Source organism: Rhizobium sp. R711, from assembly GCF_002211365.1.
Lineage (GTDB): Bacteria > Pseudomonadota > Alphaproteobacteria > Rhizobiales > Rhizobiaceae > Rhizobium.
The window spans coordinates 224,666-242,973 of the sequence record NZ_LOKZ01000036.1 but is presented as its reverse complement, the minus strand read 5'-3'; the positions used below and the strand labels follow the sequence as shown (position 1 = coordinate 242,973).

At 59.0% G+C, this 18,308-nt stretch carries 22 protein-coding genes and 1 pseudogene; 7 read left to right on the top strand and 16 right to left on the bottom strand.

All coding sequences use genetic code 11. The features are described from left to right. Positions 1 to 153: 153 nt before the first annotated feature. The 9 genes from ATY80_RS24840 to msuE all read right to left on the bottom strand — a co-directional run bounded on the left by ATY80_RS24840 (position 154) and on the right by msuE (position 6,179). On the bottom strand, positions 154 to 483 hold the full coding sequence (locus ATY80_RS24840) for a hypothetical protein (RefSeq protein WP_088694973.1): 330 nt from the start codon (positions 481 to 483) through the stop codon (positions 154 to 156). A 271-nt stretch (positions 484 to 754) separates the two neighbouring features. Next, entirely contained in the window at positions 755 to 940 is a 186-nt protein-coding gene (locus tag ATY80_RS29835) for a hypothetical protein (RefSeq protein ID WP_088694941.1), read from the bottom strand. A gap of 844 nt (positions 941 to 1,784) precedes the next feature. Next, the gene (locus ATY80_RS29825; protein ID WP_088694940.1) at positions 1,785 to 1,967 is read right to left on the bottom strand and encodes a hypothetical protein; all 183 of its coding nucleotides are present in this window, start codon (positions 1,965 to 1,967) and stop codon (positions 1,785 to 1,787) included. 171 nt (positions 1,968 to 2,138) lie between these two features. Further along, on the bottom strand, positions 2,139 to 3,470 hold the full coding sequence (locus ATY80_RS24820; RefSeq protein WP_088694939.1) for an LLM class flavin-dependent oxidoreductase: 1,332 nt from the start codon (positions 3,468 to 3,470) through the stop codon (positions 2,139 to 2,141). Between the two features lie 39 nt (positions 3,471 to 3,509). Further along, positions 3,510 to 4,169: a peroxiredoxin gene (locus ATY80_RS24815; RefSeq protein ID WP_088694938.1), complete on the bottom strand. Its 660-nt coding sequence runs from the start codon at positions 4,167 to 4,169 to the stop codon at positions 3,510 to 3,512. A 302-nt stretch (positions 4,170 to 4,471) separates the two neighbouring features. Continuing rightward, a complete protein-coding gene (locus ATY80_RS24810; RefSeq protein ID WP_088694971.1) occupies positions 4,472 to 5,071 on the bottom strand; it encodes an alpha/beta hydrolase in 600 nt (199 codons plus the stop codon). Positions 5,072 to 5,252: 181 nt separating this feature from the next. Further along, the gene (locus ATY80_RS29125; protein WP_189637260.1) at positions 5,253 to 5,408 is read right to left on the bottom strand and encodes a hypothetical protein; all 156 of its coding nucleotides are present in this window, start codon (positions 5,406 to 5,408) and stop codon (positions 5,253 to 5,255) included. A gap of 17 nt (positions 5,409 to 5,425) precedes the next feature. Continuing rightward, positions 5,426 to 5,596 (bottom strand): hypothetical protein, encoded by a 171-nt coding sequence (locus tag ATY80_RS29120; protein ID WP_189637259.1) that lies wholly within the window; start codon positions 5,594 to 5,596, stop codon positions 5,426 to 5,428. Between the two features lie 19 nt (positions 5,597 to 5,615). After that, positions 5,616 to 6,179 (bottom strand): FMN reductase, encoded by a 564-nt coding sequence (msuE, locus tag ATY80_RS24805; RefSeq protein ID WP_088694937.1) that lies wholly within the window; start codon positions 6,177 to 6,179, stop codon positions 5,616 to 5,618. Between the two features lie 535 nt (positions 6,180 to 6,714). Here msuE and ATY80_RS24800 point away from each other — a divergent pair. From ATY80_RS24800 to ATY80_RS24780, 5 genes and pseudogenes are all read left to right on the top strand, one after another. Then, a complete protein-coding gene (locus ATY80_RS24800) occupies positions 6,715 to 6,870 on the top strand; it encodes an entericidin (protein ID WP_088694936.1) in 156 nt (51 codons plus the stop codon). Between the two features lie 202 nt (positions 6,871 to 7,072). Next, a complete protein-coding gene (locus tag ATY80_RS24795; protein ID WP_088694970.1) occupies positions 7,073 to 7,300 on the top strand; it encodes a hypothetical protein in 228 nt (75 codons plus the stop codon). A gap of 190 nt (positions 7,301 to 7,490) precedes the next feature. Next, positions 7,491 to 7,778 (top strand): hypothetical protein, encoded by a 288-nt coding sequence (locus ATY80_RS24790; RefSeq protein ID WP_088694935.1) that lies wholly within the window; start codon positions 7,491 to 7,493, stop codon positions 7,776 to 7,778. A 187-nt stretch (positions 7,779 to 7,965) separates the two neighbouring features. Beyond that, positions 7,966 to 8,715, top strand: a complete 750-nt coding sequence (locus tag ATY80_RS24785) for a cytochrome c biogenesis CcdA family protein (RefSeq protein WP_088694934.1) — start codon at positions 7,966 to 7,968, stop codon at positions 8,713 to 8,715. Between the two features lie 38 nt (positions 8,716 to 8,753). Then, positions 8,754 to 9,564, top strand: a pseudogene (locus ATY80_RS24780) (AEC family transporter). Here ATY80_RS24780 and ATY80_RS24775 read toward each other — a convergent pair. From ATY80_RS24775 to cysG, 5 genes are read right to left on the bottom strand one after another with little or no spacing between them, the layout of a single operon-like run. Continuing rightward, on the bottom strand, positions 9,544 to 10,755 hold the full coding sequence (locus ATY80_RS24775) for a UbiH/UbiF family hydroxylase (protein ID WP_088694933.1): 1,212 nt from the start codon (positions 10,753 to 10,755) through the stop codon (positions 9,544 to 9,546). The pseudogene ATY80_RS24780 and the gene ATY80_RS24775 sit on opposite strands and share 21 nt — an antisense overlap. Before the next feature lie 37 nt (positions 10,756 to 10,792). Further along, complete coding sequence (locus tag ATY80_RS24770) at positions 10,793 to 11,305, bottom strand: DUF934 domain-containing protein (RefSeq protein WP_088694932.1); 513 nt, start codon at positions 11,303 to 11,305, stop codon at positions 10,793 to 10,795. A 10-nt stretch (positions 11,306 to 11,315) separates the two neighbouring features. Beyond that, complete coding sequence (locus tag ATY80_RS24765; RefSeq protein WP_088694931.1) at positions 11,316 to 12,986, bottom strand: nitrite/sulfite reductase; 1,671 nt, start codon at positions 12,984 to 12,986, stop codon at positions 11,316 to 11,318. Between the two features lie 8 nt (positions 12,987 to 12,994). Next, positions 12,995 to 13,309 carry a DUF2849 domain-containing protein gene (locus ATY80_RS24760; RefSeq protein ID WP_016553863.1) on the bottom strand — a complete coding sequence of 105 codons (315 nt, stop codon included), beginning with the start codon at positions 13,307 to 13,309 and terminating at the stop codon, positions 12,995 to 12,997. Between the two features lie 2 nt (positions 13,310 to 13,311). Further along, positions 13,312 to 14,748: a siroheme synthase CysG gene (gene cysG / locus ATY80_RS24755; protein WP_088694930.1), complete on the bottom strand. Its 1,437-nt coding sequence runs from the start codon at positions 14,746 to 14,748 to the stop codon at positions 13,312 to 13,314. A 289-nt stretch (positions 14,749 to 15,037) separates the two neighbouring features. Here cysG and ATY80_RS24750 point away from each other — a divergent pair, with 289 nt between their 5' ends. After that, complete coding sequence (locus ATY80_RS24750) at positions 15,038 to 15,625, top strand: nucleoside deaminase (protein WP_088694929.1); 588 nt, start codon at positions 15,038 to 15,040, stop codon at positions 15,623 to 15,625. A 6-nt stretch (positions 15,626 to 15,631) separates the two neighbouring features. Further along, entirely contained in the window at positions 15,632 to 16,465 is an 834-nt protein-coding gene (mazG, locus tag ATY80_RS24745) for a nucleoside triphosphate pyrophosphohydrolase (RefSeq protein WP_088694928.1), read from the top strand. A gap of 97 nt (positions 16,466 to 16,562) precedes the next feature. Here the strand turns inward: mazG and hflX are convergent, their stop codons facing one another. Together hflX and hfq are read right to left on the bottom strand one after the other, a co-directional pair. Continuing rightward, entirely contained in the window at positions 16,563 to 17,897 is a 1,335-nt protein-coding gene (gene hflX, locus ATY80_RS24740) for a GTPase HflX (protein WP_088694927.1), read from the bottom strand. Between the two features lie 77 nt (positions 17,898 to 17,974). Then, positions 17,975 to 18,217: an RNA chaperone Hfq gene (gene hfq, locus ATY80_RS24735; RefSeq protein ID WP_003539403.1), complete on the bottom strand. Its 243-nt coding sequence runs from the start codon at positions 18,215 to 18,217 to the stop codon at positions 17,975 to 17,977. Positions 18,218 to 18,308: the final 91 nt, after the last annotated feature.

The window sequence follows — 18,308 nt, the reverse complement described above, 5'->3', positions numbered from 1 at the left end:
CAGAAACACTGCCTAGAGCGTAGCCAAATCTGCCGCCAGACGGAAAGGTCCCACCGGACATTCCTATTGCGGAGGATGAGGAAGGCCGCCGGCATTCGCGCCGACGGCTCCAGTCTCCTCAATGGTGCGCCAAGGTTGGTGTCCCTGGCACTACTAAAAATCAAAATACACGGTCACACCTGGCCTACGTTGATAGGAGTAATAGTCGCGATAGCCGTACCGCGGATATCCATAATACCGTGGATAGCCGGAATACCGTGGCTGGTAGCACGAGCCGTAATACCGGCAGTCGCGGTATGCGTAACCTCGGTTCTTCCAGTGACCATAAGCATAGCCATTCCCATGGCCCTTGTGTTTGACAAGCTCGACGTCGGGGGTGTGTATAGGTACTGCTTTCGGCACGACGATCGGTGTCGCGTTTAGCGGCAGGGAGAAAGATGCAGCCAGGACCATGGCTGCGATTGGGGCAAAAAGCTTCTTCATCATCGGCGCATCCTTTCAGGCTGCGAGTCTGGGTTAATAAGAATTAACCTCCGATGAACAACTGCGCGCTGCGGACTTATTCGAGTTGGCCGCGTCCGAACTGGAAAGCCTTATTCGAGATATCTACAGTCACGTTATCGAGGATTTCGAGGCATCAAAGAAGTTGTGTGACGAGTTCTCCGCTGTTTTCAAAGGATATTTCAAAGACACTGAGTTCGTCATGATTCTCCGCGGCTGAGCGTGTTCCGGATAGTCAGCCTACCATTCCAACTCAATAACTGCATGAGCGCTCATTGCTCGGCCTGAAGCCATCCGCGCAAGCCGGGTTCACCGAAGTTCTTGGATTATATTGATAATCGGGCGGATTTCGATTCTGCGGCACCGTCGTGCACGCCGACGCAACCGCGCTCAGACCGATCAGCAATCCGGCCGCTATCATTGCCCGAAACCTGCTCATATTAATCCCCTCGCCGCGGTGTCCTAGAAATGCCGCGCCATCAAGCAGATGCGAGGGCTATCACGAACACTTGACCGCCCTCACCCGACCTGCCTAGCTTTCAACCGCGGCCCATCATCCGCAACCGTCGTCCGATTCGGAGAGTTGCCGTACGCGATATTGAAGACCGCAAGATCGGTGTTGAAAGGGCCGTGCTACCCAAATCTGCAGCAAGAATGTGGAAGTAAGCGCAAGCGCAATTCCCGATTTTAGAAGTGGACACTCACTCTCCTCGGAACACTCGATGTATTTGACCGATGAATGGCTTTGCTTGGGGCGGCGATCTACGCGCTCGCCGCCATCCTGAACAACCTCATTGCGATCCGCAAGGCATCAGAGCGGCAGGCTCTAAGCAATCCATGCTCTAGCCGCTGAAATCAGGATCGCTACTCCTTCGATTTGAGGCACTCGAATAGCTCGTCGCCTCATTTGCAACGCGACTGTCCGTGACCATTCGTCCGACCGGGCAGTTGGCATTCCCTCTTCCGCGTCGAAACCCGATCGACTCCGACCTGACAGCGAACTCGCGCCGCCTAGGCGTTGTGTGGTACAAATGCGGCGATGAAGGTGCGCGATTGGGAATCTGTCGCGATGAGCATCGAAAATCATTCGCATGCGCCTGGCGCCAACATTCATGTAAACCACTATTGCTGCGTCGTCGGATGCGGGAAATGGGGAGGTTTCGGACACACCTCTTCCAAAAGCGGCGAAACGCGATGGTGGTGTGCCGAGCATTATCCGCATTGGGATGACATCAAGCAGGCGGATGAACGAGATCAGTAGCGCTACCATGCGCTACCGCCGGTCAGTAGCTGCAGGAGCGGCCGTCGCCAGGTCTGAAACCATCCTCGCAGGCTCGATTCATTGAATCTCCGGGCTCATAGCCTGACGCAGAACCCATTGAATTCGGCGGTGTCGCGCAGGCCGATGCGAGAGCCGAAAGACCGATCAACGCTCCAGCCGCCACGAACGCACGAAATCTGCTCATTTGTTTCTCCTTACCACCCCCGGTTACACTGCAGCCAACAATGTATCGCGCCATTGGGCTGATGCGAGGAGTATTGCACACGGAAGTGGAAATAAATGGCTACCGGCGAATGCTTGAGACCTATGCGCGTAAATGCGGGCAAACAGAGTTCGAGGCTCCAGACATAGCGTCTCAGGGGCTGACAAAAAAACTGTTGGCGGGTCGAGCAAGGCCGAGGTGCTCACGGAGCGTCGTGCCCTCATAGTCCTGTCTGAAAATCCCGCGCCGTTGCAGCTCGGGTACGAGCTGGTTCACGACATCGTCGAGACCCTGGGGAAGATACGGGAATACGATGTTGAAACCGTCGCTGCCGCGCTCCCCCAGCCATTGCGCCATCTCATCGGCAATTGTTTCCGATGTCCCCACGAAGGCCAGGCCAGAATAACCGCCGTAGCGCTGCGCAAGCTGCCGAACGGTTAACTTCTCTTCTTCAGCGACCTTCACAACTTGGGCGCGGCCAGTCTTGCTGGCATTCGTCTCCGGTATGTCAGGCAGGGGTCCATCGGGATCGAAGCCAGAAGCATCATGACCAAGGGCAATCGAGAGCGAAGCGACGGCACTGTCATAATGAACGAGACTATCGAGCCGTGCCCGCTTCGCGCGCGCCTCCTCGACGCTGTTGCCGATGACGATGAAAGCGGCCGGCAGAATCTTGAGGTTATCGGGACCCCGTCCGATCGCGGACATGCGCCCCTTGATATCCGCATAGAGCCCCTGCGCTGCGCGTAGATCGCGCGGCGAGCAGAAGACAACTTCGGCCGTCTCGGCGGCAAGCTGGCGCCCTGGCTCGGACTGCCCTGCCTGCACGATCACAGGCCAACCTTGCGGCGGCCGAGCGATATTGAGTGGGCCGCGGACGCTGAGTTCTTCACCCTTATGATTGAGGACGTGCATTCTGGCCGGATCGAAGAACTGACCGCTCTCGACATCGCGCGTAAAAGCGTCGTCAGCAAAGCTGTCCCAGAGCCCTGTGACCACGTCGTAGAATTCGCGGGCGCGGTGATAGCGTTCGCCATGCTCGACATGCTCCTCGAGGCCGAAATTCAGCGCGGCATCGGGATTGGCCGTCGTCACGATGTTCCAGCCCGCCCGACCGGCGCTGATATGGTCGAGCGAGGCGAAGCGGCGAGCTACGTGGTAGGGCTCATCGAAGGTTGTCGAGGCAGTCGCAACGAGGCCGATCCGATCAGTGACGGCGGCAAGGGCAGACAGCAGTGTAAACGGCTCGAAAGAGGTTACCGTCTGGCTTCGCTTCAAAGCTTCCACCGGCATGTTGAGCACGGCGAGATGATCCGCCATGAAGAAGGCGTCGAACTTCGCCGCCTCCAGCTTTTGCGCGAACTCCTTCAAGTGCTTGAAGTTGAAGTTCGCGTCGGGATAGGCGCCCGGATAACGCCATGCCCCTGTATGCAGGCTGACGGGGCGCATGAAGGCGCCGAGATGCAATTGTCGCTCCAGTGCCATCAAGCGCTCCCGTCCAGTGCCTAGCCCCTGCCAAAGCGTTTAAGCCTGTGGCTGCTTGGTCTTGCGCAGGTACGGCAACACCGTGTCAAACGAACCGAAGCGGGTTACGGCATCCTCGTTGGAGACGGCGGCCGTAATGATGACGTCCTCGCCCTGCTGCCAATTTGCCGGCGTCGCAACCTGGTGCTTTGCCGTCAACTGGATGGAGTCTATCGCGCGGAGGATCTCGTTGAAGTTTCTGCCGGTCGTCATCGGATAGGTGAGGATCAGTTTGATCTTCTTGTCGGGACCAATGATGAATACGGAACGGACGGTCGCATTGTCTGCGGGCGTGCGGCCTTCGGACGTTTCTCCAGTTCCGGCCGGCAGCATGTCATAGAGCTTGGCAACCTTCAGGTCCTTGTCGCCGATCAACGGATAGTCGACATCGAAGCCGGTCGCCGTCTTGATGTCGCTCTTCCACTTGCTGTGGCTTTCGACCGGGTCGACGGAGATGCCGATAATCTTGGCGCCGCGCTTGCGGAACTCGGGTTCCAGCCCGGCCATCGCGCCAAGTTCGGTCGTGCAGACCGGCGTGAAGTTCTTCGGATGCGAGAAGAGGACAGCCCAGCCGTCACCGATCCAGTCGTGGAACTGGATGGAACCCTGTGTGGTGTCGGCGGTGAAATCCGGTGCAATATCGTTGATACGGAGGCTCATGAGCGGTGATCCTTGTTGGTAAATGGCGTTGGTTTCAATGAACGGCGATTGTGTAGCCGTTTTCTGCCGCTGTTCAAGCACTTGCGCCAAAATGCTGAACTGATGAATGGCCCAAAGCCGCCTGCTCGGCAGTTCAATTATACACATTTATTCTGTCTATGATTCTACAGAACCTCTTAATCCATGGCGCGTTGCACTTTCCGTGAAAGTCGCGCCCATGAAGGAGAACGTCTGCGAGACGAAATAGCTCGGCCGACCACCTTCGCGCGATATTGTCGACGACCGATTGCCAGCGACATTGATTACCACGCCGACGAAGCCGCTCTGCCGAGCGACGGCTTCCTCTGCGGTATCTTATCGAGATGATGAGTTCTTGCTTTCAGCTTCTCAAAGATACGGTAGCCGCCCGGCCAACGGCCGTAGCCGCTGGCGACATTGATGTGTCCGGCCAGACCGGCATTGCGCAACTCGCTGCCCCAGAGACGGGCAAAGAGCGTCAGGCGGTCGAGCGACATGTAATGATCGTTCAGGCTACCGACGATCGCGCTGGGAAACGGCAGTTCGGCCGTTGGCATCGTGCCAAAAGCAATCCGCCCTGGATGTAGTTTGTCGGTCGCCGGCAGGTCGCATGGCGCTACCAGCAAGGCTCCCCTCACCCGGCCCGCTGCGGGCCGCCCAGCGAGACTTGCAGCCAACAGGCATCCGAGGCTATGGGCAACGATGTAGGCGTCTCCGGCATCCTCGAGTGCGGCCTCGAGCCTCGCTCGCCAGGTATTCAGGTTCGGATGATCCCAGTTATCCTGCTGGACGAGACGACTTTCGGGATGATCCCGCAGCCAGGCGCTTTGCCAGTGTGCATCCTCTGATCCAAAGAGCCCGGGGAGAATAAGTACTGGCGTCATCATCAATCCTTATCGCGTCTTAAGAGCGAGCTGTCGGTTCCTAGAGAACGCCTAGCGTGATTGCGAACAGGAACGCGAAGGCGAGGATCGTAACCACGGGAGCGGCCGTATCTGCTGCTGCGCTCACTCGCCGGTCTCGCAGAGCGATGCGGCGATCATCGAAAACGACCATGTCGATCCCTCAGTACCAGGGGCCCGGAGATGGGTTCCAATAATAGATTTCATAGTCGCGGGCTGCCGGCTCGCCGTCCTGAGGCCACTCGATCCGCGCGGCCGCCGGTTGGGAAAGACTGATGCGGAGCACCGATCGGACCCACAGAAGAAGAGACTGCATCATCGTTTTCTCCTTACCCCTCAGATCAACTGGTTCCGCCTCGCATTCGAAAGCAGGTCCGTGGCACTGGCGACGGGACCGAACAGCATCAAGAGGCGATTTTGCTCCCGGATCGTCAGCCGATAGCGGCGAGCGAAGTCGAAGACGCTCCAAAGCTCGCTTCCCATCGCCACTTTCTCCGCACCGTCCATGTCATCATCCCTCCTGCGTTCACTCGGCGGCTTGAAGTGAAGCTCTTGTCGAGGGCACGAAGGAGAAGGCGGCCAGTTCATCGACAACAGCGCCAATACGGCCAGACAGCGCCTCCGAGGCGACTTTGTAGTCGACGAAATCGCGATCCGAAGCATAGATGGCCGTCGGCAGCGTGTGGGCCATGAAGAAGCCGAACAGAGGCCGCAACTGATGCTCTACAATCAGCGCGTGGCGATCCCCGCCACCGGTCGCTGAGATGATGATCGGCTTGGAGCGGAGTTCGTTCGGCTCGATCAGATCGATCAGATGCTTGAACAGACCGGGATACGACCCCTTGTAGGTCGGCGAGCCAATGACGAGAACGTCCGCCTTGACGATATCATCGAGAACCTGGGTCGCCTGGGCATCCAGCTCGCTGCGCCACAGGGCCGTACCAAGCGACGGGCCGACATCCTTGAGATCGTAAATCTTCGTGGAGAAGCCGTAGTTTTCAGCGGCAAGCCCAGCGATATGCTCGACAAGGGTATAGGTTTTTGACGGACGGTTGAAGCTACCCGCAATGCCCACCAATCGTAGCGACATGTATCTCTCCTTCTTTGTTGCATCAAATATTGTCTATAAAATTAGTGAACAAAAGAAATGAAGTTCCGTTGTGACGTGGAAGTTTGAAATTCGATCCCCTCTAACATGCCATCACAGCGGTCTGGCTTCCGCAACGCTAGCAAGCCTATTCAGCGCAAGTCCTTCGAAGCGGCCAGTAAGCCTGCCCCTGGCTGGCTGCATGTTGAAATACGCCCGGCGGCGCAGGCGCTGATGCCGGTCGTCCGCTCAAAATCGCATGGTCCGGCACAAGCTTGATAGCGACCTACGCAACATTTGTGGGAACCTTTGCTGGCGTTGGCCGTTTCATAGTTGCAGCGTTTGAAATCCGCGCTGCCGGACCAGCATCGCCTATGTAGGTCCGCAAAAGGCCCGGTGGATTCTATCCCGCCGGGCTTTTTCTTGTGACACTCTCTTCCGTGAACAATCCTCGCATCAACTCAACGCAATTGTGGTTCATTTTGAACAACTTGCGGCCTCGCGCATTACCTATCGACTCCAACTGGGAGACGGGAAAATGACGATCACCGCGAAAGTTGCTGCTGCCTTGTGCGTGCTCATTGCATTGAGTTCGTGCGCAAACACGATCAAGGGCTTTGGTCGCGATGCGGCCAATACCGTCAATGCGACGCAGAACGCTGGCAACCGCGTCGCTAACGCAGCGTCCCGCTAGTCTGTTGACGATCTCGCCGTTATTGAGCGCGCGCCCTATGCCTCCCCGCTGAACCCCGCCGAGGCTCATCTTTGGCGGATTCCAAACTGTGTTTCGGCATGCGGCGTCTCAAGCAGCGTCAAATCGCCCGAAATAGCCGGAGGGCCTTGAAATCGCATCGATGGGAGCAAAGATTCCGTTGGAATGCGATGGAGGCCAAGCCATGTCGAACTATAGAGAGGAACGGCGGTTTCGGTGTCAGAACGACGGAGGGAAGACCTACGTCGTCATTCAGCAGATCAGGATTTCCGGCCAGAACGCGGCTTCGCCCAAGACCGATTATATGACGGAGGACGGCGAGATCGTGAATCGTCTCGATGAAGATCATTTCCTCCTCTTGATCGACGGCCAGATACTACACATTCCCCATGTCTCTGACGCGGATCACTGAGCGATGGCGTTCGCCTCTGCGGGTGACCGTGACATACAGACTCGATCGAATCATGACCCTCTTGCGATCATCCGGCGCATGACTGGCAGATGAACGCCGGTTTCAGTGCGCATTCATGCGCCGCATCTAATCTGTCGAACCAACAGCGCTCCAAAGGCGTTAAGTCAGCAGATACAGATGGAGACCGATCATGAGAAAGCTTACTGTTGCAGCCGCCGGACTTGCGACGCTGCTCGTGAGCGCACCGGCTTTCGCGGACGGCGTATACTTCGAGCTCGGCTCCGGGCCGCAGTATTATGACGATCCGCCACCGCCACGCTACTACCGACACGAGCCACGTTATGTCTACGACGATGATGACGACGACAACTATTATCGTCCGCGTTACGCGCAACAGGTGTGCTGGGACCAGCCCTATCAGAAGAAGAGCCACCATCATTACATCACAAAATACAAAACCGTCTGCCGAGACCGCTAAAGTCGTGTGATGGTAGCTTCGGTTGCATGGCGATGGCACGCGATAGTCGCGCCATCGCCATTTTAATGCGGCTACAGAGTTACCCGGCCACCTCTACTTTCTCTTCAAAACGCAAAAAGGTGATTGGCTCGGATGGCTCCGTTACGATAGGACTTCGCACATGCGTGCCTGCCGCCGGAGTGCCTAAGTGTCGATTGCCGATATTTCCTTGTTGAGCGCCCTGTTTGCCGGCGCGCTGTCGTTTCTCTCGCCCTGCGTCCTGCCTCTCGTTCCGCCTTATCTCTGCTACATGGCCGGTATTTCCGTCGAGCAGTTCCGCGGCGGCAGCACGATTGCCGTTGCCCCGGACGCACGGCGAGGCGTGCTATTTTCAGCGCTTTTCTTCACGCTCGGCTTCGCCACCGTTTTCGTAGCACTTGGGGCTGGTGCCTCCAGCATCGGCATGGCGCTTCGCCAGCATCTCGATCTCCTGGCAAAGATCGGCGGCCTGATCATCATCATCATGGGCTTGAATTTTTTGGGAGTCTTCCGGATTGGAATTCTTGCCCGCGAGGCGCGCTTTCAAGGCAGCGGCAAGCCAGCGACGCTGACCGGTGCCTATGTGATGGGCTTGGCTTTCGCTTTCGGCTGGACCCCTTGTATTGGCCCGGTACTCGGCGCGATCCTCGGCGTCGCGGCTTCGCGAGAGACTGTCGGTTCGGGTGCCGGACTTCTGGCGGTCTATTCCCTCGGCCTTGCTATTCCGTTCTGGATTGCCGCCGGCTTCTCCGGTGCCTTCATGGGCTTTCTGATACGCTTCCGCCGGCATCTAGGAACGGTCGAAAAAGTCATGGGCATATTCCTGATCCTCACCGGCCTCGCTTTCATGTTCGGTTTCATCAGTGACGTCGCAATCTGGTTCCAACAGACCTTCCCAATCCTGATGAAAATCGGCTAAGCGCAAATCGCCCGGCCGAAATTTGCATTGGAATAGCCGTGTCCGATATCGTCAGTCTGCTTCTGCCGTTCTTCGGTCTGATCTTCATTGGCTATATCGCGGGGAAAGTGACGAAGCAGCCGGCAGAGGCGCTCGGCTGGATGAACACCTTCATCATCTATGCAGCCCTGCCCGCGCTCTTCTTCAAACTCGTCTCGCGCACGCCCTTCGAGGATCTGACACGCGTCGACTTCATCGCCACCGATCTCGCGGCAACCTATTCGATCTTCATCGTCGGCGAAGGTGCGGCCGGTGGCGCTGATCGTCTGCCTCGAGAATGCGCTGCATTTCATCGTTGCGCCTGCACTCATGGCAGCGGCTGGCGATGACCGCCTAGCGATCGATATTGCTCGGAAAGTGGCTTTCCACCCCTTCATACTGTCAACGGCGCTCGGCTTCGTTGCCGCCCGCTTAAACATCGATCAGCCGCTCGAATTCCAACGCTTCGTTGACTATCTCGCGCAGGCTGCCGCGCCGTGCGCGTTGTTTGCGATGGGAGTCACGCTGGCGCTTCGACCACTCAAGCGCATACCGGCCGAGATGGGCTCCATTGTTCCGGCCAAGCTCATCATCCATCCGATCGTCGTCTATCTCGCGCTGACGACCGTCGGTGGCTTTGATCCGATTTGGATCTACGCGGCGGTGCTGCTCGCAGCCTTGCCAACGGCGACCAATGTCTTCGTCATTGGGCAGCAATACGGGGTCTGGCAGGAGCGCGCCTCGGCGACGATCCTGATCACGACGGCGCTTTCCGTCGTGACCGTCTCGGCCGTCCTGATTGCGATCAAATCAGGCTTTCTTCCGGCTTAGCTTCCCCTTGATCGCGCCCGGAATATCCCGGAAGCTGCGTCCGGGTTCGATACCCTCGCGCATGACGATGCTGCGCAGCGGCGGCAGCGCCGACAGGATATGAAGGCCCGCGGCGCGCATCATCTGCACAGGCAGGAAATCGGACAAAAGCGAGCGGTTGAGAAGATCGACGCTTGCCGTGCGTGTCATGATATCGGCGCGGCGCTTGCGATCGAAACGGTCGCCAGCGTCGGCGGCAATCGGTAGTTCGGGCCGTGCGCAGAGAATATCCGACAGTACCATGACATCACGCAGGCTGAGGTTCAGCCCCTGTGCGCCGATTGGCGGAAAAACGTGCGAAGCCTCGCCGATCAAGGCAACTCGGCCTCTGCCGGAGCGGTGGGCCATCATGCCGGAAAGCGGCCACAACTGCACGCCTTCTTCGACGGTCACGTTGCCGAGCAACGACTGCATTCGCTCCTCGACGACATTGCTCAGCTCGGCGAGTGAGAGTTCATTGCGCGCCACCGCATCCGAAGGGTTCTGGACCCATACGAGGCTGGAACGATTGCCCGGAAGCGGCACCTGAGTGAACGGTCCGCTTTCGGTATGAAACTCGGTCGAGACATTCTCATGTGGCAGCGAATGTTCGAAGTTCAACACCATGGCCGATTGCGGATAGGACCAGGTTCTCACATCGATGCCGGCCCTTTCGCGCAGCTTCGACTTGCGCCCGTCAGCGCCAACGGCGAAGGCCGCCGAGAGGACTTCGCCATCGGCGAGCGTGATGGTCACCGATTCCGCGCCGATATCAATCAGGTCGGCAAACGATGTGAAGCGGGTGATATTGCCTTCGGCCGCAATCGCGGCCTCCAACACCTCCATCAGCGCCTTGTTCGGGAAGTTGTAGCCGAAGGCGTCAAGATCGAGTTCGACGGAACGGAAAGTGGTGATCGGCGCTCGCAGCAGGCGATTCGTACCGTCGATAATGCGCATGGTGGAAAGCGGAGCGGCAGCAGGCCGCAGCTTTTCCCACAAGGTCAGCCTGTCGAGGAAACGGATCGACTGATCCATGAGCGCGGTCGTGCGCCGGTCCTGGCTGGATGACGGCGGCGCAACAAGAGCCAAGTTGCGTCCGCCGCGAGCCAAGGCGATAGCGGCGATCATGCCGGCAAGGCCGCCGCCGATCACCACGATTTCAAAAGTCTTCATTGCACCGTTCCGTCAATTCTTGACGGCGATCCGGTGCTTATGCAGCCGGCTTCGCCTGACGGCGCCAACTATAGCCCTTGCCGGCGTCCGCGTCACGCACAGCCGGTTGATAATGATGCGGAATTCCCGGCAGGCGGTGCTCCGTGAGACGCTTTATCGCAGTCTCGTTGGTCACCGCAAAGCTGTCGATGCCGACGCGCTGCATCAGCGGAATCTGGTCGATCAGCACGTCGCCGACGGCGCGCAGTTCGTTGGTGTAGCCAAGGCGGTCACGCAGCAGGGATGCATGGCTGAAGGCTCGGCCGTCGTTGAAGGCCGGGAAGGCAACAGCAACAATCTCCAGGCGGTAGAGGTAGGGCTCAAGCTTGCGAACATCGTCCGCCGGCCTGATCAGCACGCCGAAGCCGATCTCGTTGCTCTCGTCCGCCTTGGCGATCAGTTCGGCCAAGCCAAGAAGGGCCTTCTGCCCCTCGCCTGCCTTTACCTCTTGCGTCTCGATCACCCAGGGATCGTTCTCGACGAAGCCGGTTTCTCTCCAGATCTTGGTCATCGTCCCCTCCTTACGCCGCTTCTGCCGCTGACCCATACAGCGCGTCCTTGAACGGCTGCGGACCAACGCGACGATAGGTTTCGAGGAAGATTTCCGACGGCTCCTTGCGGATTGTCAGATAGGTGTTGACGATCGTTTCGATCGCATCGGTCACCTTGTCCGGCTCGAAGCCGCGACCGATGATCTCGCCGATCGACGTATGCTCGTCGCCCGAACCGCCGAGCGTGATCTGATAGAGCTCAGCGCCCTTCTTTTCCACGCCAAGCAGGCCGATATGGCCGACATGGTGATGGCCGCAGGCATTGATGCAGCCCGAGATCTTGATCTTCAGCTCGCCGATTTCAGCCTGACGATCCGGATCGCCGAAGCGCCTGGAGATTTCCTGCGCAACGGGAATGGAGCGCGCATTCGCGAGCGCGCAATAGTCGAGCCCGGGACAGGCAATGATGTCAGTGATGAGACCGGCATTGGCCTCGGCAAGGCCGATGGCAACCAGGCCGCGGTAAACAGCTTCGAGATCAGCAAGCGCGACATGCGGCAGGATCAGGTTCTGTTCGTGGCTGACGCGGATTTCGTCGAAGGCATATTCCTCGGCGATATCGGCGACGGCATCCATCTGGCTATCGGAAGCATCGCCCGGAATGCCACCGATCGGCTTCAGGGAGATCGTCACCATGCCGTAATCGGGATGCTTGTGCGGCTGCACGTTCTGCTGGACCCAGCGGGCGAAAGCCGGGTCGGCCTTCTTCCAGCGCGCGAGGTTTTCCCATCCTTCGGCACGATCGGGCAGAGCCGGCGGCGCGAAATAGGCAGCGATGGCCTCGACGTCTGTCTCCGGCAGCTTCAGTTCGGAATCCTTGAGTTCAACGAACTCTGCCTCGACCTGACGCGTCAGCTCTTCCGTGCCCGTTTCGTGCACGAGGATCTTGATGCGAGCCTTGTACTTGTTGTCGCGACGGCCGTTGAGGTTATAAACGCGGACGATCGCTGTTGTGTAGGACAGCAGGTCCTCTTCCGGCAGGAAGTCGCGGATCAGCTTGGCGATCATCGGCGTGCGACCCTGGCCACCACCGACGTAAACTGCAAAGCCGATCTCCCCCTTTTCGTTCTTCTTCAGATGCAGTCCGATGTCGTGGACCTGGATCGCCGCGCGATCGCGTTCGGCGCCGGTGACGGCGATCTTGAACTTGCGCGGCAGGAACGAGAATTCCGGATGCACGGAGGACCATTGGCGCAGGATCTCGGCGTAAGGACGCGGATCCGCAATTTCGTCGGCCGCAGCGCCGGCAAAATGGTCGGCGGTCACGTTGCGAATGCAGTTGCCCGATGTCTGCAGCGCGTGCATTTCGACGGAGGCAAGCTCGGCCAGCGCATCCGGGATCTCGGACAGCTTCGGCCAATTGAACTGCAGGTTCTGCCGGGTCGTGAAATGGCCGTAACCACGGTCATACTTGCGCGCTATATGAGCGAGCATCCGCACCTGGCGTGAGCTCAACGTTCCATAAGGAATCGCGATGCGGAGCATATAGGCGTGAAGCTGCAGATAGACACCGTTCATCAGGCGCAGCGGCTTGAACGCATCCTCGGCGAGTTCACCGGAAAGGCGGCGCTGGACCTGGTCGCGAAACTGCTCGACGCGCTCGGCGACAAAAGCGTGGTCAAATTCGTCGTAACGATACATCTGCTTCCTCAGACTGCGATGAATGCGGGGTCGGCGGGCTGGTAGCCCGGCGCGTATTCCATGGTCGGACCCTGGGCGCGAATGCGCTCGCGAAGACGCAGCGGCCAGAGCACGCCATCGGTCTCCTGAACCTCGACAACGGCGACGTCCACCACCTGGTTGTCGGCATAGGACTTCTTGCCGATCGCTTCCAGAGCCGCGACGGCCTCGGCGTGACGGGCAACAAGGGCTTCCTGCAGCGAGGTAACCCATTCGCCGTTGGCGTTCAGCCAGACGGCAATGCCATCCGTCAGTCGGTTGGCGGTGAGAACCTTGTCCACCATATTCAGCTCCTTGCAAATTCCTCGGACCGGGCGCGTTCGCGCACAAGCGGTTCCGACAGTTCGAAATTGGCGCCTGCGACCGCATCGCCGATAATGACCATGACCGGGCCGGTCAACTCGTCACGGTGCTGCAGGTCGGGAAGATCCCGCAGAATCCCGTGCAACAGCCGGCGATCGGAGCGGCTGGCATTCTCAATGACGGCAACTGTTGTCTCCGCCGGAAGGCCGGCCTGCATCAAGCGTTCGGCCACCGACGCGGCGACAGTGCGGCCCATATAGACAGCGATCGTCGCACCCGAAACAGCCAAACTTGCCCAATCCGGCAAGACATCGCCCGTCAGATCGTGGCCGGTCGTGAAGACCAGCGACGATGCCACGCCGCGCAGCGTCAGCGGCAGTTCGAAATCGGCGGCAGCGGCGAAAGCCGAGGTGATTCCCGGAACCACATCATAGGAAATGCCCGCAGCCCGCAATGCCGCCATCTCCTCGCCTGCCCGACCGTAGACAAGCGGATCGCCGGACTTCAGGCGAACCACGCGCTTGCCTTCGCGACCGAGGTACACCAGCAGATCGTTGATCTCTTCCTGAGACTTCGAATGGCATCCCTTGCGCTTGCCGACCGACAGACGCTCGGCGTCGCGGCGACCCATGTCGACAATTTCTTGCGGCACGAGGGCATCATATACGATGACGTCGGCTTCCATCATCACCCGCTGGGCGCGCAGCGTCAGCAGATCCGCGGCACCTGGGCCGGCGCCGACGAGCCAGACGTGGCCCTCCACCTTTTCAGCAGACTGCAGCAGACTGTTGGCTGCACGACGCGCCTGCGGCAGGTTCTCGTTAGCGACAGCGTCGGCGACCGAGCCCGAGAAGAACCGGCGCCAGAACAGGCGGCGCGCAGCACCCTTCGGCACGAGATGCTCGACGGTCTTGCGATAGCCGATCGCGAGATCCGCCAGGCGCCCTAGCGACGGAGCAAGAAGCTGGTCGATCTGTGCACGGATCATCTGTGCCAACACCGGGCCAGCGCCCTCCGTGCCGATCGCGACCGCCACGGGCGCGCGATTGACGAGCGCTGGCGTGAAGAAATCGCAGTAGTCAGGCTGATCGACGGCGTTGGCGGGCACCTTCTCTGCGCGGGCTGCATCGACAATCGCGCGATCCATTGCCGCGCCTCCAGTCGCCGCAAAGACGAATGTTGCTCCGCGGACCTGCTCCGCTGCAAAGCTGGTGCACACCCTCTCGATCCGATTGGCGATCAGAAAGGCGTGGTAGTCGGCCCGAGGGCGATCGGCATAGGCAACAATCGTCGCCTGCGTGTTCAAGAGTAGGCGAACCTTCGCGAATGCCTCGTCCCCGTTGCCGAAGACGGCCGCAATCTTGCCCTCAACGCGAAAGAAGGCAGGAAATACCGACAGTTGTTCAGTCTTGGGAGACATCGTCAATCCAGTTCGAAGCTGCCGGAATATGCACTCTCTGCTCAGGCAAATGAATATGCACTCTCTGCTCAGGCAAATGAAGAAACAGAAATTCCAAAGCCCGCGCGGGCGCGTATTCTTTTACTCGGTCTCCCAATGATTTGAGTAAAAGTCACCGGTGCGGCGCAACGAACACACCCGGACCTGTCGCAACGCAGCGGAAAGCCTGTGACAAACACGGCAACGCGGCCTGATCGGCATTTTCCTTGACCGCCGCTGGCGCTAGAGTGCAGCCTTCAAGGAGAAATTCATGTCTGACAAGACCATCGCCGCCCGCCTGCTCAACGTCATGGAACACGACATCCTGCCGATGACCGAGCGCGGCGTCGCTGCGGGCAACAAGGTGTTCGGTGCCGCGATCCTGCGCAAATCCGACCTCTCGCTCGTCATTGCGGAGACCAACAACGAGCTTGAGAACCCGCTGTGGCACGGCGAGGTGCACACGCTGAAGCGCTTTTACGAGCTTGGCGAAAAGCCGGCTACGAAGGACCTGATCTTTCTATCGACCCACGAACCCTGCACCATGTGCATGTCGGCTATCACCTGGGCCGGGTTCGACAATTTCTGCTATTTCTTCAGCCACGAAGATTCGCGCGACGCCTTCGCCATTCCCCACGACCTGAAGATCCTGAAGGAAGTCTTCGGCTTGGAACCGGGTGGTTACCGACGCAGCAATGCGTTCTGGAACAGCTTTGCCATCGCCGACCTCGTGGAGACCGAGGACGATCACCTGAAAGCCGAACTGAAGTCACAGACGGCACGCATCAAGGCGCGCTACGACGCGCTCTCAGACAGCTACCAGGCATCTAAGAGCAACAACGATATCCCACTGAACTGAGTGATCATGGAAGCCTCCAAAGACATTTCGCGCCTGATCGAGATCATGGCCGCGCTCCGCAATCCGGAAACCGGGTGCCCCTGGGACGTCGTCCAGACCTTCGAGACGATCAAGCCCTATACGATCGAGGAGGCCTACGAGGTCTCCGATGCCATCGAACGCAACGACATGGACGACCTCTGCGACGAGTTGGGCGACCTACTGCTGCAGGTGGTGTTCCATGCGCGAATGGCCGAGGAAGCCGGCGAATTCTCCTTCGGCGATGTCGTCGAGGCGATCACTAGGAAGATGATCCGCCGGCATCCACATGTCTTCGCCCGCTCCGATGCCGACACGCCGGATGCCGTGAAGAAGCAGTGGGACGACATCAAGCAGGCCGAAAAGCGCGAGCGCGCCGAACGTCGCGCCAAGCGCGGTATCAGCGCGGATTTCAAAGCCGGGTTCCTAGGGTCGGTCCAGCGGAGCTTCCCTGCCCTGACTGAAGCGCTGAAGCTGCAGGAGCGTGCTGCAAAGGTGGGCTTCGACTGGTCCGCTCCCGAACCGATCCTCGACAAAATCGAGGAAGAAATTGGCGAGCTGCGCGTCGCCTTAGCCGAAGGCGATCAGGCGAAGGTCAGCGATGAGCTCGGCGACCTCATCTTTGCCGTGGTCAACATCGGCAGGCATGTGAAGACCGACCCAGAGCAGTCCCTTCGCGGGACGAATACGAAGTTTCGCCGCAGATTCAATCACATCGAGACCGTTCTTGATGCAGGAGGTGAGACGCTGGAGGCAGCAAGCCTGGAACGGATGGAGGAAATCTGGCAAGCAGCAAAGGCAATCGAACGGCAACTCGGCTGAGCCGATTTAGCCTCGCCTTACGAAATCACCGGCGTAAGCTCAGACACCGCGGTCGCCTGTCAGCATTGACGGGCCTGGGCGGATCTTAGCCACTGGACTAGCGCTCCCAGTCCTCTTTAGCGGCTTTCGACCCATTGCCCAAGCGGCGCTCCAGCTCAACCGCCTCGGTTTCCGACAGGCGCACATCCAAGGTGATCGAACCGTCCTCGTTGTCTTCGCGGCTATCGACAATAGCATGGTCGTAGAGCCAAGGCAGCAGCGCCAACTTGTCGACCGGCAAGCGTACAGTCGCTTCGGTCAGCACGCCGGAAAGCCTGCGGCTGATCTCGCCCATCAGCGTATCGATACCTTCGCCACTGATTGCGGATAGGGCAACGACGTTTTCGGCACCGCTCGCCTTCTGCACGATGGCGCCGTGGGCTTCCGGCTCTAAGCGATCGATCTTGTTCCAGACTTCGATGATCCGCTTGTCGCCCTCTTCCTCATCGATTCCGAGGTCCTTCAAGATGCGCAGTACGTCCGCGCTCTGCGCCTGATTGTCGACGTCGGATATGTCGCGGACATGAAGGATGAGATCTGCTTCCAGCACTTCTTCCAACGTAGCGCGGAAAGCGGCGACCAGATGGGTCGGGAGGTCCGAAATGAAGCCAACCGTGTCGGAGAGGATCACGGTGCGCCCATGCGGCAGCTTCATCCGCCGCAGCGTCGGGTCGAGGGTTGCGAAGAGCATGTCTTCTGCCAGCACGCCGGCCCCGGTGATCCGGTTGAACAGCGTCGATTTGCCAGCGTTGGTATAGCCAACGAGCGCCACAATCGGATGCGGCACCTTCCTGCGCTTGGCGCGATGCAGCTGGCGCGTGCGCACAACCTGTTCCAGCTCGCGCTCGAGCTTGACGATACGGTCTTGCAGCAAGCGACGGTCGGCTTCGATCTGGGTTTCACCAGGACCGCCCATGAATCCACCGCCGCCACGCTGACGTTCAAGGTGGGTCCAGCTGCGGACCAGTCGGCCTTTCTGATAGTTCAGATGCGCGAGGTCGACCTGCAGCGTACCTTCCTTGGTGGAAGCACGGCGGCCGAAGATCTCGAGGATGAGACCGGTGCGGTCGATGACCTTGGCGTTCCATTCCTTTTCGAGATTGCGCTGCTGCACCGGTGTCAGCGGATGGTCGACGATGACGAGGCCTGAATCATTCGCATCCAGCGTCGCCTTGATCTCTTCGATCTTGCCCGTGCCCATCAGCGTTGCAGGCCGCGGATCGTTGACGGTGACGATAGCGCCATTCACCACATCGAGGTCGATCGCCTGGGCGAGACCAGTCGCCTCTTCCAGACGACTCTCCGCCGTACGAGTTATAACCGGCACCCCATCACCCGCGCCGCGCCCGGAACGCGCCTGCTTGAGAACAGGCACGACAACAGTCGCGCGCATATCATCCCGGTGCTTGGCGGCCTCCGGGATGATCGAATCGTTCTTGGTATCGCGTGTCGAGATAATTGCAGGTCCTGTTAGGAAGCAGCTTCTTCGCTTTCGAACATCTGCATCGGCTGGCCGGGCATGATGGTCGAGATTGCGTGTTTATACACGAGTTGCGAATGGCCGTCACGGCGAAGCAGAACGCAAAAATTGTCGAACGAGGTGACAACCCCGGTCAGCTTAACGCCATTAATCAAGAAAATTGTCAGTGAAATCTTTTGCTTGCGAACAGTATTGAGAAATAAGTCCTGCAAATTCTGAGAACGTTCCGCCATCGCGCCGCTTCTTTCTTTATTGCCGGCTTGATTCCGCCGGTGAAATACTAATCAACCTCGCCTGCAGGCAGCCGACAACCCTCATCCCATC